Genomic DNA, 25,908 nt, shown 5'->3' on the forward strand with positions numbered 1-25,908 from the left:
CAGATTCAAAACCCTGAATTCAAGTATTTGAATTCAGGGTTTTTGCATTGGGGACTTAAAGAATCAAGCCGGTTATTTGGAAATGGCCGACGCCCCTTTTCAAATCGCAGGAAACTGTTTATTATTACGCGCTCTGCTTCAGGGCGGAGTGATGTGCCGGTATAGCTCAGTTGGTAGAGCAGCGCATTCGTAATGCGAAGGTCGGGGGTTCGACTCCTCTTACCGGCACCACAATCCCGCTTTTAGAACAGCAATCAGCCCGCCATGCGGGCTTTTTTGCATTTCCGGCGCGCCTCTTGCCGGTTTTCCCCCGTCCCGCCTATTTGATTCTCCTGGCCTCGCTTTGCCAATCCGGAGCCGGACGCCGTCGCGACGGCTGGCGATTGCCGACAAATTATGATATAAGCATTTTTGTGGCCGGGCACGATGGACAGAAGTCCGCCCGCATTGCGGGCGGCTTGAGAATGCGCCTGGGCTGAAATATATTGTGAACGTCTGTTATGACGAATGGACATGACGGTCTAGGCTGTCATCTAATGGAAAGCTACAGCAATTGTAGAGAGCGAACATGCTATCCAATTCCGTTGCTACTTTCAGCCTGTATTCGGATTTATACGCCCGGTTTCGTCCGGCGTATCCGGAGGCCTTGTATCAGTGGCTATTGCCGCAGTGCGCCGAATATGGGCGAGCCTGGGATTGCGCCACCGGCAACGGTCAGACCGCGGTGAGGTTGGGGGACAGTTTCGCGCGCGTGGACGCCACGGACATCAGCTCCGCGCAGCTGGGTCAGGCCGAGGCGCATAATCAGGTGTATTACCGCGAGTGTCCGGCCGAGGTCACGCCGTTCGACGACGCCGCCTTCGATCTGATCACGGTGTCGCAGGCTTTGCATTGGTTTCATTTCCCGTCGTTCTGGCCGGAGGTGGGACGGGTGCTCAAGCCGGGCGGCGTGTTCGCCGCCTGGGGTTATCATCTATGCAGGGTGTCCCCCGAAGTGGATCGCGCCGCGGCGATTTTGACGTCCATCATCGAACCGTTCTGGTCCAGCCGCTGCCAGATACTGTGGGACGGCTACAGCACGGCGGGCTGCCCGCTGCCTGTGCTGGAAACGCCGGATCTGGCGATTGATTGCGATTGGACGCTGGAGCAATACCTGGGCTTTCTCAACACGCTGTCCGCCAGCAAGCTGTGCAAACAGACCCTGGGCGAGCATGTGCTGGACGATGCCTCCAGCCGCATCGCCCGCGCCTGGGGCGATGGCGATCAGGTGTGCCGGGTCAGCATGCCGCTGAGCCTGCTGGTGGCGCGGCGCCCGGCGTCTTAGAACAGGTTTTAAGACCGATTCCGCGCCATCTGCCGGCGCAAGCAATCCAGCACCGCCCGCCGCGCGTAGCCGGCGGCGGGCCGGCTTTCAGCGCCGCTTGTCGTATTCCGCTTGCAGATCGGACAGCAGGATGTTGAGCGCGTCGGACGAACGCAGCAGTTCGATCAGCGACACCGCCAGCGAGCAAATCATGCACAGCAGGCTGATGCCGAAAGTCAGCTCCCCCCAAGCCTGCCAGCCGGTATAAACCTGGAACATCGCCACAGTGCATAGAAACAGGCTGGCGATGCCCAGGCATTGCATCCATTTGATCAAGGTGATGCGGGTGCGCAGATTGCCGATCTGGCGCAGGATCTTGGGATCCTGGCTATCGCGGTACTCCTCGTACAGATTGCGAATAATGCCGGCCAGGCCGAGAAAACGGTTGGTATAGGCCAGCAACAGCAGGGAAATGGCGGGAAACAGCAGGGCGGGCGTGGTCAGGGTTAGCGCGGAGTGCATCAGGCGTTCTCATCAATCAGGACATCAATGCCGTTGTCGGTGGCGTCGAATAGTTCGATTACGTCCGGGTTCTTCATGCGGACGCAGCCGAGGGAGGTGGGGGTGCCCCAGGGCACGTGGTCCCCGGCACCGTGGATGTAAATGGCTCGATTATAACTGTCTACTTCGCCGCCTTGGTTCTTTCCGGGCTCTTCGCCGCACAGCCACAGAATGCGGGTGAGGATCCAGTCCTTGTTCGGGTACTGGACGTGCAGTTCCGGCGTGTACTTCCAGGGCGTCACTTTGCGGCGGAAAATAATGGTGTTGGCTTCCACGCCGGCGCCGATGCGCTCGCAGACCCGGTGCCAGCCGCGCGGGGTCTGGTAGCTGCCGCTGACTTCTCCCACGCCCTTGCGCGCGGTGGACACCTGATATTCGCGTTGCAACAGCCCCCAGCCGTCGTAACGGCGCAGGGTCTGGCTGCGCACGCCGACCAGAATCCAGGGCGCGCCGTAATGGCGCGGATTGGGGGAGGTGTCCAGCAAGGGAGCGGCGGCCTGCTGCTGAACCGCGAAAGCCGCCGCCGCCAATGGGTCCATCGCCAGCGCGGCGTCGTCTTCCGCGTCGCCGGCGAAGGCGGACGCGCTCAAGGACAGGGCGAGCATCAGTCGCAGCATGGCATCAGCCTTTCCGACGGGTTTGGAAAAACGCCGTCAACGGTTGCGCGCAGGCGTCCGCCTGTTGCTGGCCGAACACCGCGGCGTGGTGATTGAGGCGGCTGTCGGCGAAAACGTCCAGCACGCTGCCGGCGGCCCCGGTCTTGGCGTCGGGCGCGCCGTAAATCACGCGGGCGATGCGGGCGTGCATGATGGCGCCGCTGCACATCAGACAGGGTTCCAGCGTCACGTACAGATCGCAGCCGTCCAGGCGGTAATTGCCTAGCAGGCCGGCGGCGTCGCGCAGGGCCATGATCTCGGCGTGGGCGCTGGGGTCGCGTCGGCCTATAGGTTGATTGTAGCCGCGTCCTATCACTTCGCCTTGCCGGACGACGACGGCGCCCACCGGAATCTCTCCCTCCGAACCGGCCTGGGCGGCCAGCTCCAGAGCCAGCGCCAGATGACGGGCGATCTCGGCCTCGGGCGGCGGGGCGGCCACGGGCGGATGCGCGGCCAATTGCCGCAGCAAGGCGTCTTTGGCTTCGTCGCCGAGTTGGTTCCAATGAATGCCGCGGCAGGCGGCCTCCAGCGCGAACAACAGCTTTCGGGTGGCGGTGCGTCCGCGGCTTTTCAATTGCAAGAAAGCCAGGACCGGGCCGCGTTGCCTCAGGGCGTCGGCGTCTACAATGCCGATTTCGGCGAGCCAGGCGATGGCCGCGGGCGGCAAGGGGGGCGAGGCCAGCTGAGCGCGGCTCGCCATGGTTTCAGCGGGTGGGACGGATTTGTCTTGCATGATGTCGATTTTAGCGTAAAGAAATCCCCTGCACGGCCGATAGAATGTCATAACCATAGGTTTTTTCTTATATGCCCGTGATAAAGCCCTATTCCGCCTCCTATGCGCTGTCCCAATCCAAGCCGCCGGCCGGTCGCGCCGCGCCAGCGGCTTCAGCTGCGTCCGCCGAGTCCGCAACGGCCCAGACCGCCGCTCCAACCGCTTCCTTGCAGGCTGGTCCGGCGCAACAAGCGCGTCAGCAGTTGCAATCCTCCTTGCAGCAAAGCTTGGGCAAGTTCATGCAGCAATTGAAGGTGACCTTGCGGCCCTTGCCCAAGCGTTCGCCCGAAGTGGATGGCATGCAGAAGGAGATGCTGAAAAAGAAGGTGGATATGTTGCTGCAGATGGCGCAGATGGCGGGCCGGGACAAGGCCAGCCTGAAAGCGCTGGCGGCGGAGCTGGCGCGCGCGGTCAAGGAGCTCAAGCAGCTGGTGGCCAGCATGACGCAGAACGCCGCCGATTCGATGATGCCGATCAGCGTAGGCGGAGACGCGGCGGCGGCGGCAAGCGCGGCGGCTTCGGGCGAGGGCGCGCCGGAGTCGACCAGCGGCGGCGGAGACGTTTCCGGCGCCGCCGCCCAGGCGCAGATTGAAGCCAAGGCGCAAACCGCCGAGGATGAAACGCGGCAGACAAAGGATGGGGAAGGCAATGCGTCGGCCGCCGGCGCGCGTGGCGACGCGGCCGCGGCCAATGGCGACAAAAGCGCGGGAGCGGCCGCGCGCGACGACGGCGCAACGCCGCGCGCCGGCGGGGGCAATCCGCTGGCCGGCGGCAATCCGGTGGCGGGCGACCGGGTGATCCAGGACATCATGATGAAGTTGAAGCAGCTGCAAAACTGGCTCAAGCAGCAGACGCGTCAACTGCAGGCCGATCAAGAGCTCAGGAAAATGATGAAGGAGATGGACAAGGACATGGCCGGCATCGAGAAGATGTTGGCGACCGGGGAAGTGTCGGAGAACGGAGAGATGGACGTCCAGGTCCACCTTGAGGCGGAAGCCGGCGGGGGTGTGAACGTCCAGGCTTGATCAGCGGCGCAGCCAGCGGCGTCCCAGCTGCCACAGCGCCCAAAGCCGCGCGCCGGTGCCCAGCCAGGATTGCAACCTTCCGCCCGGCGGCAGCAGGCTGCCGAGCACGGCCAGAATCTTGCCGAGCCTGCGGTGCCGGCCCCAGGCTTTCAGGCCTTCTCCAGCGGCGCCGAGAGGATGGCGGCGCAGGGTGTCCAGCTCCAGGCGCAGCTTGACCCTGAGCGCTTCGCCCTTCATCACCAGCAATTGTTTCTTGATGGCGCGGTCTCTCGGGTTCACGGCGCGTCTCCGCCGCCCAAGGCCGCCCAGTCCTTGCGCACTTCTTCCAATGTGGTGGCGAAGGCCGGTCCTTGCTCGCGCAGCCGTCGACGAAGACGGAAGGCCAGCCAGGCGCCCGCGCCGCAGAACAGCAGCGCGCAGGCGGCAAGCGCCCAGGCGCGCAGCGTCGGCGGAGTCAGCGTCCAGACCAGCAGCAGGCCCGCCATCAGGCCCACGGCGATCAGGATCAGCGCCAGCATGCCGGTGAACAGGCTGCCAATGATGTCGTCTTTCAGTTCCTGAGCTTCAAGCGACAGCAGTTCCGCCCGGGTCAGCAGCAAGGAAGCCACCCCGCCGGCGAAGGAGCGCAGGCTGCCGGGGCGGGGCGGAGATTGGCGTTGCGGCATGCCTTAGCGGCGGGAAACCAGCATGCCCAGCAGGAAGGCGACGCCGGCGGCGATGCCGATGGATTTCCACGGGTTTTCATGCACGTATTGATCGGTCGCTTTGGCGGCGACCTTGGCCTTGCCGACCACCACTTGCTCGGCGTCCAGCAACTTGGCCTTGGCGAGCTTCAGCTTTTCGTTGACGCGCTGGCGGATTTCCTTGCTTTTCTGGCTGCCATCGTCCAGCGAGGCGTCGATCAGCTCTTCGGTGCTGACCAGAACCTGGCGCACGTCATCCAGTAATTGTTCTTTTTCCTTGGCGATTGCAGCGGCATTGGACATAAAGATCTCCTGGTGAAAATGAATGGGAATTCCGCGAAGGCACGACTCTCGCGGTGCAGCAATCAAGCTGGCTACCATGAACCTATCAGGCTGGGCCAATGACGTCAAACACTGGATTTGACCGCTTTCGCCTGCGTCAAATCCGGCCGTAGGCGACGTTTTCCCACTGCGGAAGCCGTGGCGCGCGGAAACGGCTGGCCGCGTACAAGCCCACGCCGCCCATGGCCAGGCTGAACAGGGCCGAGATCCAGGGGCTCCAGGGGGTGGCGGCGATCAGCAGCAGCGGCGCGGCGCTGGCCCACAGCGAATAAGCGATGTTGTAGGTGACGGCGATGCCGGAGACGCGGATGTCGGCGGGAAACAGACTGATCATCGCCGAGGGCACCACGCCGACGATGCCGCAGCACAGGCCGGCGACGGCGTAGGCGAGGCCGGGCCAGCGCCAGCCGCCGATCAGGCTGGCGTAGAGCAGGCCCACGCCCACGGGCAACAACAGGCTGTAGAGGATCAGGCTGCGCAACGGGCCGACGCGGTCGGTGACGCGGCCGGCGATCACGCAGCCTATGTTGAGGAAGACGATGCCGAGGCTGCCCAGGGCGAAGGCGTCCTTGGCCGGCCAGGCGAAGTGCTGCTGCAGCAAGGTGGGGGTGACCACCACCGGAATCACCACGGCCGAAGTCAGCACGCAGGTCAGCAGCGCCGCCGGCAGCAGGGTGCTCCGGTGCGCGCGCAGCACTTCCAGCAGCGGGTAGGCGCGCTCCTGCCGTTGAGAACGCAGGGACAGGAATACCGGCGTTTCATTCAGCCAGCGGCGCAGCCAGACGCCGAACAGGCCGAGCGGGCCGCCGAGCAGGAACGGAATTCGCCAGGCATAGTCTTGCATTTGCTGAGGGCTGAAGACTTCGGCCAGCAGGGTGGCGGTCAGCGCGCCCAGCAGATAGCCCATGGTCAGGCCGGCTTGCAACAGGCCCAGCGCGTAGCCGCGATGGCGCGCCGGCGCGTGTTCGGCGACAAAGGTCCAGGCGCTGGGCACCTCGCCGCCCACCGCCGCGCCTTGCAGCAGCCGCAGGCACAGCAGCAGCAGCGGCGCCAGATAGCCGATCTGGGCGTAAGTGGGCAGCAGGCCGATCAGCAGACAGGGGCCGGCCATCATCAGCATGCTGAGGCTGAACATGCGCTTGCGGCCCAGGCGGTCGGCGAAGTGGGCCATCAGGATGCCGCCCAGCGGCCGCGCCAGGTAGCCGGTGGCGAAGATGCCGAAGGTTTGCAGCAGGCGCAGCCATTCCGGCATCTGCGGCGGGAAGAACAATTGGCTGAGCGTGGCGGCGAAGAAGGCGAAGACGATGAAGTCGTAGATTTCGAGCGCGCCGCCCAGCGCGGCCAGTCCCAGGGTGCGGTAGTCGGAGCGTGAAAGTGCGGCGGCGGGCGTGGCGATGGCGTTCATGACGGTTTGGGTGACGGTGGCGCGAAGGAGGGGCTGGAGTCGGATTCAATGCGCGCCGGCAAGGGCTGGACGCAGGGCTGGAATCTGCTTAAGGCAATGCGAATATGGCGGTATGGCAAACATGCCGCCAGTTTAGCGCGTGTCGGGAAATGTTGCGATAGTCAATTGCATTTTAACGGCATAAATTGCGCCGGGCGCGGACAAGAAAAAACCCCGGCGTTTGCCGGGGTTGAGAGGAGGGCGCTTATTCCCACTCGATGGTGGCCGGCGGTTTGCCGGACACGTCGTACACCACGCGGTTGATGCCCTTGACCTCGTTGATGATGCGGTTGGACGCGCGGCCCAGCAGGCTGTACGGCAGCTCCGCCCAGTGAGCGGTCATGAAGTCGCTGGTGACCACGGCGCGCAGCGCGACGACGTAGTCGTAAGTGCGGCCGTCGCCCATCACGCCCACCGATTTCACCGGCAGGAACACGGCGAAGGCCTGGCTGGTCAGTTCGTACCAGTTCTTGCCGCTCTTCTCGTCCACGGTGTTGCGCAGTTCTTCGATGAAGATGGCGTCGGCCTGGCGCAGCAGATCGGCGTACTCTTTCTTCACTTCGCCCAGGATGCGCACGCCCAGGCCCGGGCCCGGGAAGGGGTGGCGGTACACCATGTCGTGCGGCAGGCCGAGCGCGACGCCCAATTGGCGCACTTCATCCTTGAACAGCTCGCGCAGCGGCTCCAGCAGCTTGAGGTTCATGTCTTCCGGCAGGCCGCCCACATTGTGGTGGCTCTTGATGGTGTGGGCCTTCTTGGTCTTGGCGCCGGCGGATTCGATCACGTCCGGGTAGATGGTGCCTTGGGCCAGCCATTTGGCGTTGCTGAGCTTGCCGGATTCACGGTCGAACACCTCGATGAATTCCGCGCCGATGATCTTGCGCTTCTTCTCCGGGTCGCTCTCGCCGGCGAGCTTGCTCATGAAGTCGGCTTCTGCCTGCACGTGAACCACTTTCACGCCCAGGTTCTGCGCGAACATTTCCATCACCATCTTGCCTTCGTTCAGGCGCAGCAGGCCGTGATCGACGAAGACGCAGGTCAGTTGCGGGCCGATGGCGCGGTGGATCAGCGCGGCGGCCACCGAGGAGTCCACGCCGCCGGACAGGCCGAGGATGACTTCTTCGTCGCCCACTTGCTCGCGGATCTTCTTCACCGCTTCGTCGATGTAGTTGGGCATGGTCCAGCTGGGTTTGCAGCCGGCCACGTGCAGCACGAAGCGATGGATCATTTCCGTGCCGCGCTTGGTGTGGGTCACTTCCGGATGGAACTGCACGCCGTAGAGGCCGCGGCTCTCGTCGGCTATGGCCGCGATCGGGCAGGACGGGGTTTCGGCGATGACGTTGAAGCCCGGCGGCAGGCCGGTGACCTTGTCGCCATGGCTCATCCAGACGTCGAGGAAGCCGTTGCCGGCGTCGTCCACCTGGTCTTGCAGGCCTTCCAGCAGTTTGGAGTGATGGCGGGCCTTGATCTGGGCGTAGCCGAACTCGCGCTTGTCGCCGGCTTCCACTTTGCCGCCGAAGGTCTGAGCCATGAACTGCATGCCGTAGCAGATGCCCAGCACCGGAACGCCGAGTTCGAACAGCGCCGGATCGGCCTGGTAGTCGGATTCGTACACCGAGTTGGGGCCGCCGGAGAGGATGATGGCTTTGGGCGCGAAGGCGCGGATTTCTTCCAGCGGCATGTCAAACGAATGAAGCTCACAGTAAACGTGAGCTTCGCGTACGCGGCGGGCAATCAGTTGGGTGACCTGAGAGCCGAAATCGAGAATGAGGACTTTGTCCATGCCTATCCTTCAGGAAATGTTGTGGGCCGTGCGGCCGCGATGATTGAGATAGTGTCGCAGGCGGCTGGGCGCACGGCGGCGCGGGCCTGCTTTCATTGTTCGCCGTCCCGAGACGGCAGCCGGAATCTGCGGCTGCGCTCCGGCACGTGTTCGCTGCGGGCCAGCAGCATCAGCAGTCCGGCGAGGATCATGCCGAAGGACAGCAGATGGCTGGGGCGCAGGCCTACCGCGTCGTAGAGGTAGATGGCGCCGCCGGCGTAGATCAGCAGCGGGCTGGTGACCAGGGTGGATTTGTTGAAGCCGTCCACGACGAAGAGCAAAACGCCCGCGGCGGCCAGCAACAGAGAGAGCAAGGTGGCGGTGTTGGGCAGCAGCGAGGTGCTTTTCAGGAACCAGACCGATCCCAGGCAAATGAGCACGATGGGCAGGGCCGCGCTGCGGTTCATCAGGCGGCTCCACGCTGGTTTTTCATGAAGCGCTGTTTTTCGCGCTGCCATTCGCGGTCTTTTTCGGTGTCGCGCTTGTCGTGCAGCTTCTTGCCCTTGGCCAGCCCCACTTCGACCTTGATGTTGCCGCGGGTGTAGTGCAGGTCTAGCGCCATCATGGTGTAGCCGGCGCGTTCCACCTTGCCGATGAAGCGGTTGATCTGCTCTTGCGACAGCAGCAGTTTGCGCGGGCGCACCGGGTCGGCCTTGACGTGGGTGGAAGCGGATTGCAGCGGCGTGATGTGGCAGCCGATCAGCCAGAAGGCGCCGTTTTTCCAGTCCACGTAGCTTTCCTTCAACTGGACGCGGCCGGCGCGGATGGCCTTGACTTCCCAACCTTCCAGCACGAGCCCGGCTTCGAGCTTTTCCTCGATGAAGTAGTCGTGGAAGGCCTTGCGGTTCTGGATGATGCTCATGTCGGCTATCGGAGTAATCTGTGGAATGAATCCTCCATTGTACCAGAAGCCGGCGGCTTGCCAAAGCCATGAAAATACAGCGCTTTGACGGGAGGCAGGGTGGGGCGCGCCGGATTTTGTTAAACTTGAGGTTTTTACCGATGCTGACGATTCCCGTGGCAAAGACGGGACAGCGGTGACGATAAGCGAGCAATGGATGCAGGTGGTTGAAAAAAGCGTGTTGGTGGCGCATACGCCGGCGCAGATGTTTGCGCTGGTGGACGGTATCGAGCATTACAGCCGGTTCCTGCCCTGGTGCGGCAAGGCCGAGGTGTTGTCGCGCGAGGGCGATCAGGTGGTGGCCAGCCTGCACATCGATTACCTGAAGGTGAAGCAGCACTTCACCACCCGCAACACCAATCAAGCGGACGAGGCCATCCTGATGGAACTGGTGGACGGGCCGTTCGAGCATTTGGAAGGGCGCTGGCACTTCAAGCCCTTGGGCGAGATTGGCTGCAAAGTGGAGTTCCGTCTCAGCTACCAGTTTTCCAGCAAGATTTTGGAGATGATCATCGGGCCGGTGTTCGGCCATATTTCCGGCACCCTGGTGGACGCCTTCATCAAGGAAGCCGACAAGGTGTACGGCGATGACTGAGCTGATGCAGGTGGAAGTGGTGTTGGCCTTGCCCGAGCGTCAGGAGCTGGTGGTCTTGCAGGTGGCGGCGGGAACGACCGCGCGCCAGGCGGCGGAGTTGTCGGGCTTGCTGGCGCGCTTCCCGCAACTGGAGACGGAGAGCCTGAAGCTGGGCGTCTTCGGCAAGGCGGTCAAGGACGACGCGCCGTTGCGCGAGCACGATAGGGTGGAGATTTACCGGCCCTTGATCGCGGACCCCAAGACGGTGAGGCGACAGCGCGCCGAAGCGGGGAAGCAGGTGAAAAAAGGCGGCGGGCACTAGCCGCCGCCGAGAGGATGTCTAAGAACCTATTTACGATCTGCTGCGCGTCGGCGATACGGCGTTGAAAATCACTTCGAAATGCTCATGTACTGTGTGTGCGCTCCGCTTTCTCAGCGGTTTTCGCCTTGTCTCACCTTAGCTCGCGAGATCGTAAACACGTTCTAAACGCGGTTTATAGCTGCGGCGCCATCAGCGACGGCGGCTGCTCCTCCGCCGAGTGCACGCGGTTCTTGCCGTTGAGCTTGGCTTGGTACATGGCCTGGTCGGCGCGCTCCAGCACGTCGGCCTCTTGCTCGCCCAAATGCCATTTGGCCACGCCGGCGCTGAAGGTGATCAGCAGGCGGTCGTTGTTGGCCAGGAAGAAGGTTTTAGTCAGTTCGCGCTGCAGCCGCTGCACGGTGGCGACGGCTTCGTCTTCCGGCGTGTCCGGCATCAGGATCACGAACTCCTCGCCGCCGAAGCGGGCGACGATGTCGGCCGGACGCAGGCTGTGCTTGATGGTGTCCACCAGGTATTTCAGCGCGTCGTCGCCGGCCAGGTGGCCGTATTTATCGTTCAGCTGCTTGAAGTTGTCCACGTCGAGCAGGGCGACGGACAGCGGCGCGCCGGTGCGCTCGGCGCGACTGATTTCGCGCTGGAAATGTTCGGCCAGGCCGCGGCGGTTGAAGGCTCCGGTCAACTGGTCTTCGCGCACCTTGGCGCTGGCGGCCTCCAGCGCGCCTTCCAGTTCGGCGATTCTTTGTTCGGCGGCTTCCACCTGTTCCTTGGCGGACAGCAGTTCGTCGCGGGAGCGGGTCAGGTCCAATTGCATCAGCGAGGTGTCTTCCATCAGGGAGCCGATGATGCTGCCCAGTTCCTCTACGTTCTGCGACTGTTTGATGCGGGTGCTGTGGTCCTTGATCTTGTTCTGGAAGTCGTCGGTGCTGTCCGTCATCATCGCCAGACGCGAGATGAAACGGTCCAGCAAGGAGCGCAGCGAGCTGGCCGCCTCGTCCAGCGAGGTTTTCAATTGGCCTTGCTTGCGGATCACGTCCTTGAGGCTGGACTCCATCTGATAGACCTGCTGCATGGACAGCGGCTCGTGGCTGAGGATGTCCTGCAGCGAGTGCACCTGGCCCACCAGATAGGTGTCCGAGTGATTGAGCTCGGCGATGTTTTCCAGCAGCAGGCGCAGCAGATTGGTCATCGCCGACACCAGGCGGTCGTCCTGCTGCGATTGCAGTTCCAGCTTGATCATGAACGCCCGCAGCTTGGGCATGTAGGCGTTGAGCGCGGCGTCGTCGGCCACTTGATTCAGTTCGCCCAGCAGCGCTTCCAGCGCGTCCACCAATTCCGGATAGTTGATCAGCCGCGGCTCCAGGCCGTGCTTGAGCGCGAAGCTCAGCGTGCGCTGCCAGGCCAGCCAGCTGTCGCTGGGGACGTCGGCGTCGTCGTCGGGGCTGCTTGCGGGAGCGGAGGCATCGGGGAGGGCTGCGCCGTTGCCGTTGGACGACGGCGCGGACTGGGTCCAGTTCTGGATCAGCGTGGCCAGCTTCTGGTTCAATTCATCGGGCTGGTTACCGTAATTGATCAGCACCCGTTCCAGCGTGGATTGCTTGTGGTGCTGAGGCATATTGGGCAGGCGCAGGTCCCAATTGCGGATCAGGTTCTGGATCAGCGTGCCCCAGCTGTGCTGCTGTTGGCTGGCGCTGAGCGAGGCGCGCAGAAAGTCTATGATCAGCTGCGGGGCTTGTTCCCAGCGGTTTTCGTCGCAGACTTGTTTCAGGCGGGTGAGTGTGACTTTGGCCTGCACGCTTTCTTGAGGCAGCGTTTCCAATGCGCGCAGCAACAGCACCGCAAGCTTGTTGTCGCGGTCGACCGGCGTTTGCGTCAGCTCGTGATAAACCCGCTCAAAGTTTTCCGGTGTCGGCAACAGCTTGCGCACCGTCAGCTGTTTGAGCGTTTCTCGTGCGACTTCGATGGGGTTTTGTGTTGTCATTGCCCAAACCTTGGACTTTTTTAGACCGGACGTCATTCTTGTTGTCTGTTCAGCTCTACAGTGCGGTCCGGGCGGATATTTAGCGAGGCGTTGGCTTCACCGGATCCAGCAATTGGAAAAATACTTCACCATTCCGAATCATGCCAAGTTCATTGCGGGCTCTCTCCTCAATGGCGTCCGTCCCCTGTTTCAAATCACGCACTTCCGCGTCCAGCGCGGCGTTGCGGGCCACCAGCTTTTGGGTGGTCGCCCGCTGTTCCTGTAGTTGCTTGTCCAGCTGCCAGACTCTGAGCCAGCTACCTTTGCCAAACCACAACGGCCATTGCAGGGCCAGTATTACTGTCACCAGAGTCAGGGTCAGCCAGCGCATACGATTACTTCAGGTGGTAAAAGGCAGCTTTGCCCGGATAGTAGGCAGCGTCGCCCAGCTCTTCTTCGATGCGCAGCAACTGATTGTATTTAGCCATGCGGTCGGAGCGGGACAGCGAGCCGGTCTTGATCTGCATGCAGTTGGTGGCAACGGCCAGATCCGCGATGGTGCTGTCTTCGGTTTCGCCGGAGCGATGACTCATAACGCTGGTATAGCGGGAACGCTTGGCGAGATCAACCGCTTTCAGCGTTTCCGACAGCGTGCCGATCTGATTGACCTTGACCAGCAGCGAGTTGGCGAGGCCGCCTTCGATGCCCTTGGCCAGGATCTTGGGGTTGGTGACGAACAGATCGTCGCCGACGATCTGCACGCGGGCGCCCAGGCGTTCGGTCAGCAGTTTCCAGCCGTCCCAATCGTGCTCGCTCATGCCGTCCTCGATGGAGAGGATGGGGTAGTGGTTGACCAGGGTTTCCAGATAGTCGGTGAACTGTTCGGAAGTGAGCTGCAGGCCTTCGGCGGTCAGATGGTATTTGCCGTCCTTGTAGAACTCGGAGGAGGCGCAGTCCAGCGCCAGCATCACGTCCTGGCCGGCGACGTAGCCGGCGGCGTCGATGGCTTCTAGAATCAGCTTGATCGCGTCTTCGTGGCTGTTCAGATTGGGCGCGAAGCCGCCTTCGTCGCCCACGGTGGTGGCGTAGCCTTTCTGATCGCAGATCTTCTTCAGGCTGTGGAAGATTTCCGCGCCGCAGCGCAGCGCTTCGCGGAAGGTTTGCGCGCCCACCGGCATGATCATGAATTCCTGGATGTCCAGGGTGTTGTTGGCGTGCGCGCCGCCGTTGATCACGTTCATCATCGGCACCGGCAGGGCCATCGGGCCGGCGCCGCCCAGGTAGCGGTACAGCGGCAGGCCGGCGTCTTCGGCGGCGGCGCGGGCCACGGCCATGGACACGGCCAAGAGCGCGTTGGCGCCGAGGCGGGATTTGGTTTCGGTGCCGTCCAGCTCGATCAGGGTCTTGTCGATGAAGGCCTGGTCGCTGGCGTCGAGGCCGATGATGGCTTCGCAGATTTCGGTGTTGATGTTTTCCACCGCCTTCAACACGCCCTTGCCCAGATAGCGGCTTTTATCGCCGTCGCGCAGTTCCAGCGCTTCTTTTTCGCCGGTGGAGGCGCCGCTGGGCACCGCGGCGCGGCCCATGACGCCGGACTCCAGCAATACGTCTGCTTCCACGGTCGGATTGCCGCGCGAATCCAGAATCTCACGAGCTACCACATCGATGATCGAACTCATTTACATTTCCTTCAAAGGCTGGTTGTGTTCGGGCGGAGGGCAAGCAACCGGCCGGAGCCGGTTGCGATCTGCGCCTGCCGGTTTACAGGGTGTGTTCCGGCCAGGGATTGTGCTTGACCAAGTCGTCCAGCGCCTTGAGCGTGGTCAGCAGTTCCTTCATGCGCGGCAAAGGCCAGGCGTTGGGGCCGTCTGACATTGCGCAGGCCGGGTTCGGATGGGTTTCCATGAAGATGCCGGCGATGCCGGAAGCCACCGCGGCGCGCGCCAGCACCGGCACGAATTCGCGCTGGCCGCCAGAGGAGGTGCCTTGGCCGCCGGGCAGCTGCACCGAGTGAGTGGCGTCGTAGACCACCGGGCACTGGGTGTCGCGCATGATCATCAGCGAACGCATGTCGGACACAAGGTTGTTGTAGCCGAAGGAGACGCCGCGTTCGCAGGCCATGAAGCTGTCCGGTTCGAGGTTGGCTTCCTGCGCGGCGGCGCGGGCCTTGTCGATGACGTTCTTCATGTCGCCCGGGGCCAGGAACTGGCCCTTCTTGATGTTCACCGGCTTGCCGCATTGGGCGACGGCGCGGATGAAGTCGGTCTGGCGGCACAGGAAGGCCGGCGTTTGCAGCACGTCGACCACGCTGGCCACTTGCACGATTTCGTTCTCGCTGTGCACGTCGGTCAGCACCGGCACGCCGATCTGGCGTTTCACTTCCGAGAGGATGCGCAGGCCTTCATCGATGCCGAAGCCGCGGAAGGAGGAACCGGAGGAGCGGTTGGCCTTGTCGTAGCTCGATTTGTAGATGAAGTTGATGCCCAGCTCGGCGGTGATCTCCTTGAGCTGGCCGGCGGTGTCCAGCGCCATTTGTTCGCTCTCGATCACGCAGGGACCTGCGATCAGGAACAGCGGCTGGTTGAGGCCGACTTCGAATCCGCACAGTTTCATGCCTTGGGTCCTTGCTTGTCCGCTTGGTATTGCAGCGCCGCTTTCACGTAGGAGATGAACAGCGGATGGCCGTCGCGCGGAGTCGAGGTGAATTCCGGGTGGAACTGGCAGGCGAAGAACCAGCGGTGATTGGCCAGTTCTATGGTTTCGACCAGCTTCTCATGACCGGCGGAGCGGCCGCTGATGGCCAGGCCGGCCTGTTCCAGACGCGGAATGTAGTAGTTGTTGACTTCGTAGCGGTGGCGATGACGCTCTACGATCTCGCCGGCGCCGTAGATTTTCGCCGCCAGAGAGCCCGGCTCCAGATCGCACTGCTGGCCGCCCAGGCGCATGGTGCCGCCCAGATTGGAGTTTTCGTCGCGTTTTTCCACCTTGCCGTCGTGGTTGACCCACTCGTCGATCAAGGCCACCACCGGGAAGTTGGTGTCGAGGTCGAATTCGGTGGAGTTGGCGCCGGCCATGCCGGCCACGTCGCGAGCGTATTCGATCAGCGCGATTTGCATGCCCAGGCAGATGCCCATATAGGGGATGTCGTTCTCGCGAGCGAACTTGACCGCCTTGATCTTGCCTTCCACGCCGCGCTTGCCGAAGCCGCCCGGCACCAGGATGGCGTCCATGTCCTTCAGGGAGTCGGCGCCGTCGCGCTCGATTTCCTCGGAGTCCACGTAGATGATGTTGACGTTGGTGCGGGTATGAATGCCGGCGTGCTTCAGCGCTTCGGTCAGCGACTTGTAGGACTCGGTCAGATCGACGTATTTGCCGACCATGGCGATGTCGATGCTGTGGTCCGGGTGCTCGATCGCGTCGATGATGCGGCCCCACACCGACAGATCCGCCTTGGGCAGGTCCAGTTGCAGTTGCTCGGCGATGATGTCGTCGATGCCCTGGTTGTGGAGCATGGCCGGCACTTTGTAGATGGAGTCGGAGTCGTAACAGCCGATGACGGCGTTTTCTTCCACATTGCAGAACAGCGCGATCTTGCGCTTTTCGTCTTCCGGCAGTTCGCGGTCCATCCGGCACAGCAGCACGTCCGGCTGAATGCCGATCTCGCGCAGTTCTTTCACCGAGTGCTGGGTCGGCTTGGTCTTGATCTCGCCGGCGGTGGCGATGTAGGGCACGTAGGACAGGTGCACGTACAGGGTGTTCTTGCGGCCCAGGTTGGAGCGCATCTGGCGGATGGCTTCCAGGAAGGGCAGCGATTCGATGTCGCCCACGGTGCCGCCGATCTCGACGATGGCGACGTCGGCGTCGGCCGCGCCTTCATGCATCTTCAGCTTGATTTCGTCGGTGATGTGCGGGATCACTTGCACGGTGCCGCCCAGGTAGTCGCCGCGGCGCTCCTTGGTGATCACGGACTCGTACACCTGGCCGGTGGTGAAGTTGTTGCTTTTCTTCATCTTCGCGTGGATGAAGCGCTCGTAGTGGCCCAGATCGAGGTCGGTTTCCGCGCCGTCTTCGGTGACGAACACCTCGCCGTGCTGGAACGGGCTCATGGTGCCCGGATCAACGTTGATGTAGGGATCGAGCTTCAGCATGGTGACTTTCAGCCCGCGAGACTCGAGGATGGCGGCGATGGACGCAGCGGCAATGCCCTTACCCAGGGAGGACACCACACCGCCGGTTACGAAGATGTACTTGGTCATGAGATTACGGCTCTATGGGAATCCGGGATTCTACCCTGAAATCGTTGCGATTTGAATCGCTTCGAACCATGTTGTTGCAAGTCGCGCCGCCGTCCCCGAGCGCGGCCGGCCAGACGCGTTTCGCCGCTTGGCAAAGAAGTGCTCGCATCTCTGTGGCGAATACGGTACAATTGCCGCCGACTGTTTCATACACGATCGCGCCCATGCTGCAAAAGGGTGCGTTTTCTGCTTGAGTGTCTGGCTTTGTCTATGATATAAAGCCAGCTTTTACCGGTTTTGGGAGTGTTCAACATGGCGCGTGTTTGCAAAGTCACCGGCAAGCGTCCGATGACCGGGAACAATGTTTCCCACGCCAACAATAAGACTAAACGTCGTTTTCTGCCTAACCTGCAATATCGCAAGTTCTGGGTTGAGAGCGAAAACCGCTGGGTGCGTCTGCGCGTATCCAACGCGGCACTGCGTACCATCGACAAAGTTGGCATCGATGTAGTGCTGGCTGATCTGCGCGCTCGCGGCGAGATCTGATTGCGGTCAACCAGAAAGCTACTGAGGTAATAACACATGCGCGATAAAATCAAGCTTGAGTCCACTGCTGGCACCGGCCACTTCTACACGACTACGAAGAACAAGCGTACGATGCCGGAAAAAATGGAGATCAAAAAATTTGATCCCGTTGCTCGCAAACACGTTCTGTACAAAGAAACCAAGCTGAAATAAGCCGGTTTCCGCGGGAACGCGAAAGCAAAGAGCCCTTCTCTGGTGCACGGAGAAGGGTTTTTTTCTTTATGGTTCGGCACTAAAAAACCCCGCCAAGCATGCTTGGCGGGGTTTTTGCGTTTAATCGGCGCTGAGGCGGCCAAAGGTTTTTTTGGCGAACACCAGGTCTTGCCAGGCCTTGAGTTTGTCCGGCTGGTTGCGCAGCAGGTAGGCCGGGTGGTAGCTGACGATCAGGGGAATGTCCTGATAGCTGTGCAGTTTGCCGCGCAATTGGCCGATGCCCTTTTCCGTTTGCAGCAGGGTCTGGGCGGCGAAGCGGCCGAGCGCCAGGATCAGCGTGGGCTGGATATGGCGGATCTGCTGGATCAGATAGCTCTGGCAGGCGGCGATTTCGTCGCCGCCGGGGTTACGGTTGCCGGGCGGACGGCATTTGAGCACGTTGGCGATATACACGTCGCGGTCGCGATCCAGTCCGGTGGCGGCCAGCATATTGTCCAGCAACTGGCCGGCTCGGCCTACGAAAGGTTGGCCCTGCCTGTCCTCCTGTTCGCCCGGCGCTTCGCCGATCAATAGCCAGCGCGCCTGTCGATTGCCGCGGCCGAAAACGGTTTGGGTGCGGGTTTGGCACAGCCGGCAGTCGCGGCAGTCGCGCACCGCGCGTTCCAGCGCGTCCCATTCCAGCAGAGGCAGGGCTTCGGGCGCGGGGGAGGCGATCGGAGGGGGCTCGGCGGAGAGCGGAGGGAGCTTGGCGGAGGGCGGAGGGAGCTCGGCGGAGGGCGGCGCGGCGACGAGCATCGTCGGTTCGGGCTGCGCGACAATGTCCGGCCGCGGCGGAGCCGGGGGCTCCACGGGCGCCAAGTCGACGTCGGCCGGCGCTTCCGCTTGGCGGCTCAGCGCCGCCGGGTGTTGTTCGAACCAGCCGGGGCGCGCTTCCCAGGCGGGGCCCAGTCCGATGACGCTTTGAATCAGCGCGGCGCGGCTCATAGGTCGGTCTCCATCAGGATGGCGTCTTCGCGGCCGTCGGCACAGGGGTAGTAGTTCTTGCGCCGGCCGTTTTCAATAAAGCCCTGGCTTGAGTACAGGGCGCGGGCGACGGCGTTGCCGGCCCGCACTTCCAGAAACAGGCGTCGCGCGCCGGCGGCGGCCAGAGCGGCGCTCAGTTCCCGCAGCAGCCGCTTGCCCAAGCCCTGGCCCTGCCATTGCGGATCCATCACGATATTGAGCAGTTCCGCCTCGTCCAGCACGCTCTGGGTGACGGCGAAGCCTTGCAGGCGCCCGGCGGCGAACAGGCCGTGGAATTGGTGGCCGCAGCGCACGGAGTCTTGGTATTGAGCTGCGGACCAGCCGTGAGCGCAGGCGCGGCTCTCCAGCTCGGCGAGTTGAGCGGCGTCGTCGGGCAGGAAGGCGCGATAGACGGAACTCATTTTTGGCGCGCCTGCTGCTGTTCCTGCGCGGTCAGGGCGACTTTATTGCGCACATACAGCAGCTCCGCTTCGCGCGGATGGGTTTGCGGATAGCGGCCGCTGCGCGCCAGCGGGAAGTAGGCGAGGGCGTTGGGCTGCAGATCCGCGCGCACAACGGCGTCGCCGGCGCTTTCTTGCAGGACGGGGTAGCGTTCGAAGCCGTCGCCGGCGCCGATGACGGCGCGTTCCGGCCATTGGACGGCTTCCGGCGCGCCGACGCTGATCGGGCCGAGGCGTTCCGGTTCGCCGTTGTCGGCGACGCGGTAGCCGGCGCTGTAGACCTGTTGCATTCTGGCGTCGAGACAGACCAGCACGGTGCCGGCGCCGGCTTGCTGCGCGATATTGTCCAGCGTGGGTATGGCGATGACCGGAATGCCGGCGGAGAAGGCCAGGCCCTGGGCCAGACCGCAAGCGATGCGCAAGCCGGTGAAGGAGCCGGGGCCCTGGCCGAAGGCGATGGCGTCGAGTTGCTCCAGCCGCAGTTCCGCCTGTTCCAGCAGGCGAGCCAGTTCCGGCAGCGCGCGTTCGGCGTGCTTCTGCTCGACTTTCTCGTGGAAGGAGAAAATGCGCGAACCGTTGTCAACGGCTAGGGATAGAAACGAGGTGGAGCAATCAATGGCAAGCAATTTCATCGGGGAATTCGGTCTCAAGCTTAAGAGCGTGCTGCAAGACTGCGAATTATAAGCCGAGTTCTTCCACCCAGGCGAGCGCGGAGACATGCGCCTGGTTGAACTGCTCGCTGCTGAGGTTCAGTTGGGCGCAGAGTTCCGGCACACCGGTCAGTTGTCCGTCTTCGCAGGCTTTGACCAGCTTGAGGAAGCGGCTCATCGTGCCTTTCTCGTGCAACAGGGCCTCGGTGATGGCTTCGGGCAGCTGCAGATGCTCGATGATGTTGGCCATCGGCATGTCGAACAGCACGTCCAGCAGGCTGAACATGCCGATGATGAACAGATTGTCGCAGGTGTCGTGGCGCTCGCCGTGGGCCTTGCCCAGCAGTTCCATGAAGCGGCCGCGGGTGACCGCGGTTTTTTGCAGCGCCGGCGGCGCGTGCCCTTCGTCGGAGGCGGTGACCAGCAGCAGGGTCAGCCAGCGGTAGAGCTTTTGATAGCCCAGCACGGTGACGGCGTGGGAGAAGGAACTGATGCTGGTGTTCAGGCCGGCCGCGGCGGAGTTGACGTAGCGCAGCAGCTTGTAGGACAAGGCCAGGTCGCGTTTGAGCACCTGCTCGACGTCGCGGATGTCGGCGTCGAGGCGCAGCAGGTTCAAGAGCTCCAGGGTGTTGCGGAAGGAGGGGTGGATGACCTTGGCGGACAGGGTTTCCGGCTGGGCGAAGTAAAAGCCCTGGAAGCCGTCCATGCCCAGCTCTTTGCACAGATGGAACTGAGCGTGGGTTTCCACGCGTTCGGCGATGCGGATCACCGGATAGCTGCGCAGCCGCGACGCCAGCATCTGGAAGCGGTTGGTGTCCTGATGCTGGATATCCAGCTTGACGTAGTTGGCCAGCTCCAGAAAGGCCGCCGCCGGCGATTCGAAGCTGAAGTCGTCCAGAGAAATGCCGAAGCCCAGCGAACGCAGGTGCCGCGCGCGCGACAGCAGTTCGTTGGAGGGTACGATGCGGGGCGAGATGTCGAGAATGACGCGGCGCGGCGGCAGCAGTTCAAGGAACTCGCTGCTGAGCATGGCTTCGCCGATATTGATGAAGGCCAGCTTGCTGCCTATCAGCCAGCTGGTGCCCATATTGTTGAGCGTGTTGACCAGCACCTGGGTATCGGCTTGCAGTTCGGTATGCTTGCCGACGCCGGAGGCCTCGCCGCTGGGACGAAAAAGCAGCTCATAGCCAATGAGCTGCTGGTTGCGGTTGAGAACGGCCTGCCTGCCTATGAAGGCGCTCGTCGAGGTCATTGTCCCGGTATGCCTTTGCTCAGGTGGCGATCAGGTCCGCGGATCGGGTGACGGTGTTGCTGGCCTCGCTGGAGGTGAGCAGGTCTTCCATGTCCAGCACCAGCACGACGGAACCGTCGCCGGACAGGGTGGCGCCGGCCACGCCTTTCGGGCGGATGTTCTGCAGCGGCTTGATCACCACGTCGTCGCGGCCGACGAAGGAGTCGATCGCCAGGATGAAGGATTTTTCCGCGGACTGCATCAGCACGCCGAAGTAAGGCTTTTGCGTCGGCTCCCAGCCCAGCAGGCCGGCCAGGGTTTTCAGCGGCAGGATTTCGTCGCGCACCACGATGGTGGGCTTGCCGGAGACTTCCTGGATCGCGCTCGGGTCGATGGTGATGATTTCGCGCACCATCGCAAGCGGCACGGCGAACGGCTGGTTGCAGGCGCGCACCACCAGCACCGGCAGGATGGCGAGGGTCAGCGGCAGCGAGATGCTGATGCGGGTGCCTTCGCCCTGCACCGAGTTGATGTCGATGCGGCCGTTCAGTTTCTGGATATTGGTGCGCACCACGTCCATGCCCACGCCGCGGCCGGACACGCTGGAAATTTGATCCTTGGTGGAGAAGCCGGGCAGGAAGATCAGCTGCAGGCATTGCTTCTCATCCAGCGTGTTGGCGCTTTCCTGGTCGATCAGGCCTTTTTCGATGGCCTTGCGACGCAGCGCGTCGGCGTTCATGCCTTTGCCGTCGTCGGTGATCTCGATCAGGATGTGGTCGCCCACCTGTTCGGCGGTCAGCTGCACCAGCGCCTGCGGCTTCTTGCCGGCGGCGATGCGCTCTTCAGGCTGTTCGATGCCGTGGTCGACGGCGTTGCGCACCAAGTGGACCAGCGGATCGTTCAAGTCCTCGATCATGGTCTTGTCCAGCTCGGTCTCTTCGCCGGACAGCACCAGTTCGACTTCCTTGCCCAATTGGCGGGCGAGGTCGCGAGCCAAGCGCGGGTATTTCTGGAACAGGCGGCCGATCGGCTGCATGCGGGTTTTCATCACCGCGTTCTGCAGGTCGCCGACCAGCAGGTCCAGCTGGCTGATCGCCTCGTCCAGCGAGCGCAGGGTATTGGTGTCGCGGTTGCCTTGCAGGATTTCCGTGCGCAGCGTGGTTAGACGGTTCTTGGTCAGGCCGATTTCGCCGGACAGGTTGAGCACCATGTCGAGACGCACGGTGTCGATGCGGATGGTGTTTTCCTGAGGGCCGCTGCTGCTGGGCGCGCTGGCCGCCGGTTTGCTCGGAGCCGGCTTGGCCGCCGGTTTGGGCGCAGGCGCAGCGGCAACCGGGGCCGGGGCCGGAGGCGCCGCTGCCGCTTGGGGCGCGGGCGCCGCCGCAGGGGCGGCGGGCGCGCCGCCGGGGGTGACGGCTTGATAGAGCTGATTCCAGTCCGGGCCTTGACCATTGCTTGCGGGCTGCGGCGCGGCCGCAGCGGCGGGCGCCGGCGTTGCAACCGGAGCGGGAGCTGCCGCTGGGGCCGGTTCGGCCGCCGCGGGCTCTTCGGACAGTGCCTCGCCCGCCAGCGCGGCGTCCAAGGCCGCCAGGATGCGCGGGTCGGCTTCGCTGGGCATCAGGCCCTGGCCCATGGTGCCGAACATATCGCGCACGATGCCGGTGGCGTCAAGAATCACGTCCATGATGCCGGCGGTGATGTGCAGCTGGCCGTTGCGGAGTTTGTCGAACAGGTTTTCGGTGCGATGGCATAGATTGATCATCGGGCCGACATTGAGAAAGCCCGCGCCGCCCTTGATGGTGTGGAAGCCTCTGAAAATGTCGTTCAGCAGCGCTTTGTCTTCCGGGCGCTTTTCCAGTTCGACCAGTTTATTGTCTACATCGGAAAGGAGGTCCGTAGACTCCATCAAGAAGTCTTGCAGCAGCTCTTCCATGCCGGCGAATTCGCTCATTTTCCACTCCCGCCACGCCTTGCTCGCGTGCTCTGTTCTGCGTGTTGTTCGTTAGAAGCCCAGGCTTTCCAGCAGGTCGTCGACCTGTTGCTGGCTGCTGACCACGTCGGTGCGGCCTTCCGGATTGATGACCGGGCCATTCAGCAGATTGGTGCCCATGCCCAATTCTTCTTTTTTCGCCTCCGGCGAAAATTCGATCAGGAAGTTGACCAGCTCGCTTTCCAGCAGTTGGACCATGCCCATCATCTTCTTGATGACCTGGCCGGTCAGATCCTGAAAGTCCTGGGCCATGACGATTTCCAGCAACTGGGTGCTGGTCGCCTGGGTCTGGGCCGGCACTTCATTTAAGTAGCCGCGCGTGTCGGCCGCAAGTTGTTGGAACTCTTCCACGCTCAACAGATTGGCGTACAGCCGTTCCCAGCGCGAGGACAGCTCCAGCGCCTTGCTTTCCAGCTGGTCCTGATACGGCTTGGCCAGATCCGTGGCGTTGAGCACGCGTTCGGCCGAATTTTCCGTCAGGGTGGCGATGTAAGTCAGCCTGTCCTTGGCGTCCGGAATCGCGTCCGCCATTTTTCCCAGGGATTTGTCATAGCCTAGATCGCGTAGCGCATCATGCATTTTGCGGGTTAACTGACCAATTTGTTCATACATCGAGGTAGGGCTGCCGGCGGCTCCGGCGGGCTGGGACGCTGCGACGGCTTCGGGCGCGGCGGCTTCAGGCGGCGCGGCCTCGCTTTGCTGCGTCGCAATGCTGTCGAACAGAGCTTCAAGATCCGGGTTGTCCCCGCTCTCCAGGATGTGATTGGACACGATAAATCCTCCTCAATACTGACGCAGACCGTTTTTTTTCGGCACTCAGGCTGGTTTATTCAGGTTTTGGAAGATCTTGTTCATTTTTTCTTCCATGGTGGCGGCAGTGAAGGGTTTCACGATGTAACCGCTGGCTCCGGCCATGGCCGCTTCGATGATGTTTTCCCGTTTGGCTTCCGCGGTGATCATCATGAAGGGCAAGTGCTTGAGCTGGGCGTCGGCGCGGACTGCCTTGAGCAGTTCGATGCCGGTCATATTGGGCATGTTCCAGTCGGAAACGATGAAGTCGAAGTGCTGGGTTTTCAGCTTATGCAGCGCAACCATGCCGTCTTCGGCTTCGTCGACGTTGGTGAATCCTAGCTCTTTCAAAAGGTTGCGCACGATTCTCCGCATGGTGGAGAAATCGTCTACGACTAGGAAGCGAATATTCTTGTCTGCCATTGAGGTGTGTCCTGATTTATCTGAAATTCATCGAGCCGCATATTGTAGCGACTACCTCTGCAGGAATGGAATCAAAGTTTCGGCCAGCACGCCAGGGTCGAACTTGGCGACATAGGCGTCCACGCCCACGCTGGAGCCCATCGCGCGGTTGGCGTTGGAGGACAGCGAGGAGTGCATCACGACCGGAATGCCGCGGAAACGCTGATCGGACTTGATCAGCTTGGTCAGCACATAGCCGTCCATTTCCGGCATTTCGGCGTCCACGAGGATGATTTTCAGGTGGTCGTGCAGGCACTCGTCCTCGCCGAAATTGCGGCCGGCCAGGGTCTGCAGCCGATCCCAGGCTTCGCGGCCGTTGGTGGCTTGCTGAAATTTGATGCCCATCTTCTCCAGCACGCCGGTGATTTCCTTGCGGGCGACGACCGAGTCGTCGACGAAGAAGAGGTATTGGTCGTTTTCCAGTTGGGCGGTGGGCACGTCCGGCAGGCGCGGCTCGCCGACCACGCTGGCCAGGATCTGCTCCACGTCCAGGATGGATACCAGCTTGCCGTTTTCCAGTTCGGTGATCGCGGTGATCAGGTTCTGGTTGGTGCCGCTCGCCGCCATCATGTTTTCCGGCGCGCGCACCTTGTCCCAGTCCACGCGGATGATGCGGTCCACGGAGTCGACCAGGAAGGCCTGGGTGCTCTTGTTGAACTCGGTGACGATCATGGTTTCGTAGCTGCGGGTTTGATCGGCGCCGATGAACTTGCCAAGCGAGATGACCGGGATGATATTGCCGCGCAGCGACAGCACGCCTTCCACGCCAAACGGCATGTTCGGGGTTTTGGTGATGGCGGGGGTTTGCGACACCTCGCGCACTTTGAAAACGTTAATGCCGAAGGTTTCCCGCGTTCCAAGCGAAAACAGCAGAATCTCCATTTTGTTGGAACCCGCCAGTTTGGTCCTGGCGTCAACGGTTGCAAGCAAGGAGGCGTCTGTGGCTGCCATATCTGTCCCTCTCCCTTAATGCTTTTGCTTACTTGATCTTTAGTCTTTGGGTTCCAGATTCAGCATCTGGCGCAGTTTCATCGACAGCTTCTGCGGTTCGAATTTGGCAACGTAGGAATCCACGCCGACCGATTCGCCCAGCTTCTGATTCGAGGAACCGGAAAGGGAGGAGTGCATCAACACCGGAATGCCGTTGAAACGCGGATCGCTCTTGATCATCTTGGTCAGCATATAGCCGTCCATTTCCGGCATTTCCACGTCGGTCAGCACCAAGTGCAGCGAATCCGACAGCTTCTTGCCGGCCAGATCGGCCTGATTGGCCATTTTCTGCAATTCTTCCCATCCGCGCATGCCGTTGATGGCGGAGGTGTACTGGATGTTCATCACTTCCAGCGTGCGTTCGATCTGCTTGCGCGCCACGGCGGAGTCGTCGGCGAAGAAGATCCGGCGCGGTTCCTTGACCGGCTCGATGCCGAGGAAGGTGTGGCCGTCGTCGACAATGGTGGTTTCCGCCAGCACTTTTTCCACGTCCATCATCATCACCAGCGTGCCGTTGTCCAGCTCGGTCACGGCTGTCACCAGCCCGGCCATGCGGTTGGTGATCATTTCCGGCGGTACGCGCATCGCGGACCAGTCCAGACGCAGGATGGTGTCCACCGCCTCCACCAGGAAGCCCTGGGTGTGGGCGTTGTACTCGGTGACGATCATGATTTCCGGCTTGTTGCTGGTCACCACGCCGGTGTATTTGGCCAGGTCGATGACCGGCACCAGCGCGCCGCGCAGGCTGACCATGCCTTCCACCGAGGAGGGCATTTCAGGCGCGGAAGTGATTTCCGGCGTGCGCATGACCTCGCGCACCTTGAACACGTTGATCCCGAAGATTTCCTTGCGCCCCGTGCGCTGATCCTGGCCCAACGAGAACAGCAGGATTTCCAGCTTGTTGGTGCCGGCCAGTTTCGTCCTGGCGTCGATTTTTTTGAGAAGCTCTGACACAGAAACCTCCGCTGCATTCTTTTGAAGTGGCGTACTACTACCCT

The 25,908-nt window shown here is 62.2% G+C and carries 30 protein-coding genes and 1 tRNA gene; 7 read left to right on the forward strand and 24 right to left on the reverse strand.

Features of this window, described 5'->3' with window-relative positions:
* The first annotated feature begins 155 nt into the window (after positions 1-155).
* Positions 156-231 (forward strand) — tRNA-Thr (locus tag QUG03_RS09735).
* A gap of 337 nt (positions 232-568) precedes the next feature.
* Positions 569-1,324 carry a class I SAM-dependent methyltransferase gene (locus tag QUG03_RS09740; RefSeq protein ID WP_107798315.1) on the forward strand — a complete coding sequence of 252 codons (756 nt, stop codon included), beginning with the start codon at positions 569-571 and terminating at the stop codon, positions 1,322-1,324.
* Positions 1,325-1,411: 87 nt separating this feature from the next.
* On the opposite strand, the gene QUG03_RS09745 is transcribed toward QUG03_RS09740, so the two are convergent.
* From QUG03_RS09745 to tadA, 3 genes are read right to left on the reverse strand one after another with little or no spacing between them, the layout of a single operon-like run.
* The gene (locus QUG03_RS09745) at positions 1,412-1,825 is read right to left on the reverse strand and encodes a DUF2721 domain-containing protein (RefSeq protein WP_019104308.1); all 414 of its coding nucleotides are present in this window, start codon (positions 1,823-1,825) and stop codon (positions 1,412-1,414) included.
* The gene (locus QUG03_RS09750; protein ID WP_235084169.1) at positions 1,825-2,481 is read right to left on the reverse strand and encodes a L,D-transpeptidase; all 657 of its coding nucleotides are present in this window, start codon (positions 2,479-2,481) and stop codon (positions 1,825-1,827) included. Before QUG03_RS09750 ends, QUG03_RS09745 begins: the two co-directional genes overlap by 1 nt.
* A gap of 4 nt (positions 2,482-2,485) precedes the next feature.
* Positions 2,486-3,220, reverse strand: a complete 735-nt coding sequence (gene tadA, locus QUG03_RS09755; RefSeq protein ID WP_227107151.1) for a tRNA adenosine(34) deaminase TadA — start codon at positions 3,218-3,220, stop codon at positions 2,486-2,488.
* A gap of 104 nt (positions 3,221-3,324) precedes the next feature.
* Here tadA and QUG03_RS09760 point away from each other — a divergent pair, with 104 nt between their 5' ends.
* Entirely contained in the window at positions 3,325-4,317 is a 993-nt protein-coding gene (locus QUG03_RS09760) for a hypothetical protein (protein ID WP_500819912.1), read from the forward strand.
* On the opposite strand, the gene QUG03_RS09765 is transcribed toward QUG03_RS09760, so the two are convergent.
* The 7 genes from QUG03_RS09765 to smpB form a co-directional block, all read right to left on the reverse strand.
* A complete protein-coding gene (locus QUG03_RS09765; protein WP_500819913.1) occupies positions 4,318-4,596 on the reverse strand; it encodes a hypothetical protein in 279 nt (92 codons plus the stop codon). It abuts the gene before it with no gap.
* On the reverse strand, positions 4,593-4,982 hold the full coding sequence (locus tag QUG03_RS09770; protein ID WP_107798319.1) for a phage holin family protein: 390 nt from the start codon (positions 4,980-4,982) through the stop codon (positions 4,593-4,595). The genes QUG03_RS09765 and QUG03_RS09770 overlap by 4 nt, the downstream gene beginning before the upstream one ends.
* A 3-nt stretch (positions 4,983-4,985) precedes the next feature.
* Positions 4,986-5,303, reverse strand: a complete 318-nt coding sequence (locus QUG03_RS09775; protein WP_048415023.1) for an ElaB/YgaM/YqjD family protein — start codon at positions 5,301-5,303, stop codon at positions 4,986-4,988.
* Positions 5,304-5,439: 136 nt separating this feature from the next.
* Positions 5,440-6,747: an MFS transporter gene (locus QUG03_RS09780; RefSeq protein ID WP_107798320.1), complete on the reverse strand. Its 1,308-nt coding sequence runs from the start codon at positions 6,745-6,747 to the stop codon at positions 5,440-5,442.
* Positions 6,748-6,991: 244 nt separating this feature from the next.
* Positions 6,992-8,575 carry a glutamine-hydrolyzing GMP synthase gene (gene guaA, locus QUG03_RS09785; RefSeq protein WP_500819945.1) on the reverse strand — a complete coding sequence of 528 codons (1,584 nt, stop codon included), beginning with the start codon at positions 8,573-8,575 and terminating at the stop codon, positions 6,992-6,994.
* Between the two features lie 86 nt (positions 8,576-8,661).
* Positions 8,662-9,015, reverse strand: coding sequence for a hypothetical protein (locus tag QUG03_RS09790; RefSeq protein WP_107798322.1), 354 nt, complete (start codon positions 9,013-9,015; stop codon positions 8,662-8,664).
* The gene (gene smpB, locus QUG03_RS09795) at positions 9,015-9,470 is read right to left on the reverse strand and encodes an SsrA-binding protein SmpB (RefSeq protein WP_081546054.1); all 456 of its coding nucleotides are present in this window, start codon (positions 9,468-9,470) and stop codon (positions 9,015-9,017) included. Before smpB ends, QUG03_RS09790 begins: the two co-directional genes overlap by 1 nt.
* A gap of 196 nt (positions 9,471-9,666) precedes the next feature.
* Here smpB and QUG03_RS09800 point away from each other — a divergent pair, with 196 nt between their 5' ends.
* Positions 9,667-10,104, forward strand: coding sequence for a type II toxin-antitoxin system RatA family toxin (locus QUG03_RS09800; RefSeq protein ID WP_500819946.1), 438 nt, complete (start codon positions 9,667-9,669; stop codon positions 10,102-10,104).
* Position 10,105: 1 nt separating this feature from the next.
* Positions 10,106-10,405 carry an RnfH family protein gene (locus QUG03_RS09805; protein ID WP_500819947.1) on the forward strand — a complete coding sequence of 100 codons (300 nt, stop codon included), beginning with the start codon at positions 10,106-10,108 and terminating at the stop codon, positions 10,403-10,405.
* Between the two features lie 172 nt (positions 10,406-10,577).
* Here QUG03_RS09805 and QUG03_RS09810 read toward each other — a convergent pair whose 3' ends face one another.
* The 5 genes from QUG03_RS09810 to pyrG form a co-directional block, all read right to left on the reverse strand.
* The gene (locus tag QUG03_RS09810) at positions 10,578-12,383 is read right to left on the reverse strand and encodes a GGDEF domain-containing protein (protein WP_107798325.1); all 1,806 of its coding nucleotides are present in this window, start codon (positions 12,381-12,383) and stop codon (positions 10,578-10,580) included.
* 79 nt (positions 12,384-12,462) lie between these two features.
* The gene (ftsB, locus tag QUG03_RS09815) at positions 12,463-12,753 is read right to left on the reverse strand and encodes a cell division protein FtsB (protein ID WP_019103546.1); all 291 of its coding nucleotides are present in this window, start codon (positions 12,751-12,753) and stop codon (positions 12,463-12,465) included.
* Positions 12,754-12,757: 4 nt separating this feature from the next.
* A complete protein-coding gene (gene eno / locus QUG03_RS09820; RefSeq protein WP_107798326.1) occupies positions 12,758-14,041 on the reverse strand; it encodes a phosphopyruvate hydratase in 1,284 nt (427 codons plus the stop codon).
* An 82-nt stretch (positions 14,042-14,123) separates the two neighbouring features.
* A complete protein-coding gene (gene kdsA / locus QUG03_RS09825; protein ID WP_107798327.1) occupies positions 14,124-14,975 on the reverse strand; it encodes a 3-deoxy-8-phosphooctulonate synthase in 852 nt (283 codons plus the stop codon).
* A complete protein-coding gene (gene pyrG / locus QUG03_RS09830) occupies positions 14,972-16,618 on the reverse strand; it encodes a CTP synthase (RefSeq protein ID WP_500819914.1) in 1,647 nt (548 codons plus the stop codon). Before pyrG ends, kdsA begins: the two co-directional genes overlap by 4 nt.
* A 291-nt stretch (positions 16,619-16,909) precedes the next feature.
* Between pyrG and rpmB the strand changes: the two genes are divergently transcribed.
* On the forward strand, positions 16,910-17,143 hold the full coding sequence (gene rpmB / locus QUG03_RS09835) for a 50S ribosomal protein L28 (RefSeq protein ID WP_011137003.1): 234 nt from the start codon (positions 16,910-16,912) through the stop codon (positions 17,141-17,143).
* 36 nt (positions 17,144-17,179) lie between these two features.
* Positions 17,180-17,335, forward strand: a complete 156-nt coding sequence (rpmG, locus tag QUG03_RS09840) for a 50S ribosomal protein L33 (RefSeq protein WP_017506994.1) — start codon at positions 17,180-17,182, stop codon at positions 17,333-17,335.
* Between the two features lie 120 nt (positions 17,336-17,455).
* On the opposite strand, the gene QUG03_RS09845 is transcribed toward rpmG, so the two are convergent.
* The 9 genes from QUG03_RS09845 to QUG03_RS09885 are packed head-to-tail and all read right to left on the reverse strand — an operon-like array spanning position 17,456 to position 25,864.
* Positions 17,456-18,319 carry a uracil-DNA glycosylase gene (locus tag QUG03_RS09845; protein ID WP_500819915.1) on the reverse strand — a complete coding sequence of 288 codons (864 nt, stop codon included), beginning with the start codon at positions 18,317-18,319 and terminating at the stop codon, positions 17,456-17,458.
* Positions 18,316-18,759, reverse strand: coding sequence for a ribosomal protein S18-alanine N-acetyltransferase (gene rimI, locus QUG03_RS09850; protein ID WP_107798330.1), 444 nt, complete (start codon positions 18,757-18,759; stop codon positions 18,316-18,318). Before rimI ends, QUG03_RS09845 begins: the two co-directional genes overlap by 4 nt.
* The gene (gene tsaB / locus QUG03_RS09855; protein WP_107798331.1) at positions 18,756-19,430 is read right to left on the reverse strand and encodes a tRNA (adenosine(37)-N6)-threonylcarbamoyltransferase complex dimerization subunit type 1 TsaB; all 675 of its coding nucleotides are present in this window, start codon (positions 19,428-19,430) and stop codon (positions 18,756-18,758) included. The genes rimI and tsaB overlap by 4 nt, the downstream gene beginning before the upstream one ends.
* 46 nt (positions 19,431-19,476) lie before the next feature.
* Positions 19,477-20,700, reverse strand: a complete 1,224-nt coding sequence (locus QUG03_RS09860) for an EAL and HDOD domain-containing protein (protein WP_048415010.1) — start codon at positions 20,698-20,700, stop codon at positions 19,477-19,479.
* Positions 20,701-20,719: 19 nt separating this feature from the next.
* Positions 20,720-22,630, reverse strand: a complete 1,911-nt coding sequence (locus QUG03_RS09865) for a chemotaxis protein CheA (RefSeq protein WP_227107164.1) — start codon at positions 22,628-22,630, stop codon at positions 20,720-20,722.
* Between the two features lie 51 nt (positions 22,631-22,681).
* Positions 22,682-23,440 carry a protein phosphatase CheZ gene (cheZ, locus tag QUG03_RS09870; RefSeq protein WP_107798333.1) on the reverse strand — a complete coding sequence of 253 codons (759 nt, stop codon included), beginning with the start codon at positions 23,438-23,440 and terminating at the stop codon, positions 22,682-22,684.
* Positions 23,441-23,485: 45 nt separating this feature from the next.
* Positions 23,486-23,881, reverse strand: a complete 396-nt coding sequence (cheY, locus tag QUG03_RS09875) for a chemotaxis response regulator CheY (RefSeq protein WP_048410525.1) — start codon at positions 23,879-23,881, stop codon at positions 23,486-23,488.
* Between the two features lie 51 nt (positions 23,882-23,932).
* Positions 23,933-24,871, reverse strand: coding sequence for a chemotaxis protein (locus QUG03_RS09880; protein WP_107798334.1), 939 nt, complete (start codon positions 24,869-24,871; stop codon positions 23,933-23,935).
* Between the two features lie 39 nt (positions 24,872-24,910).
* Positions 24,911-25,864, reverse strand: a complete 954-nt coding sequence (locus QUG03_RS09885; RefSeq protein ID WP_081546080.1) for a chemotaxis protein — start codon at positions 25,862-25,864, stop codon at positions 24,911-24,913.
* Between the last annotated feature and the right edge of the window lie 44 nt (positions 25,865-25,908).

Source organism: Chromobacterium sp. CCUG 30098, from assembly GCF_059916605.1.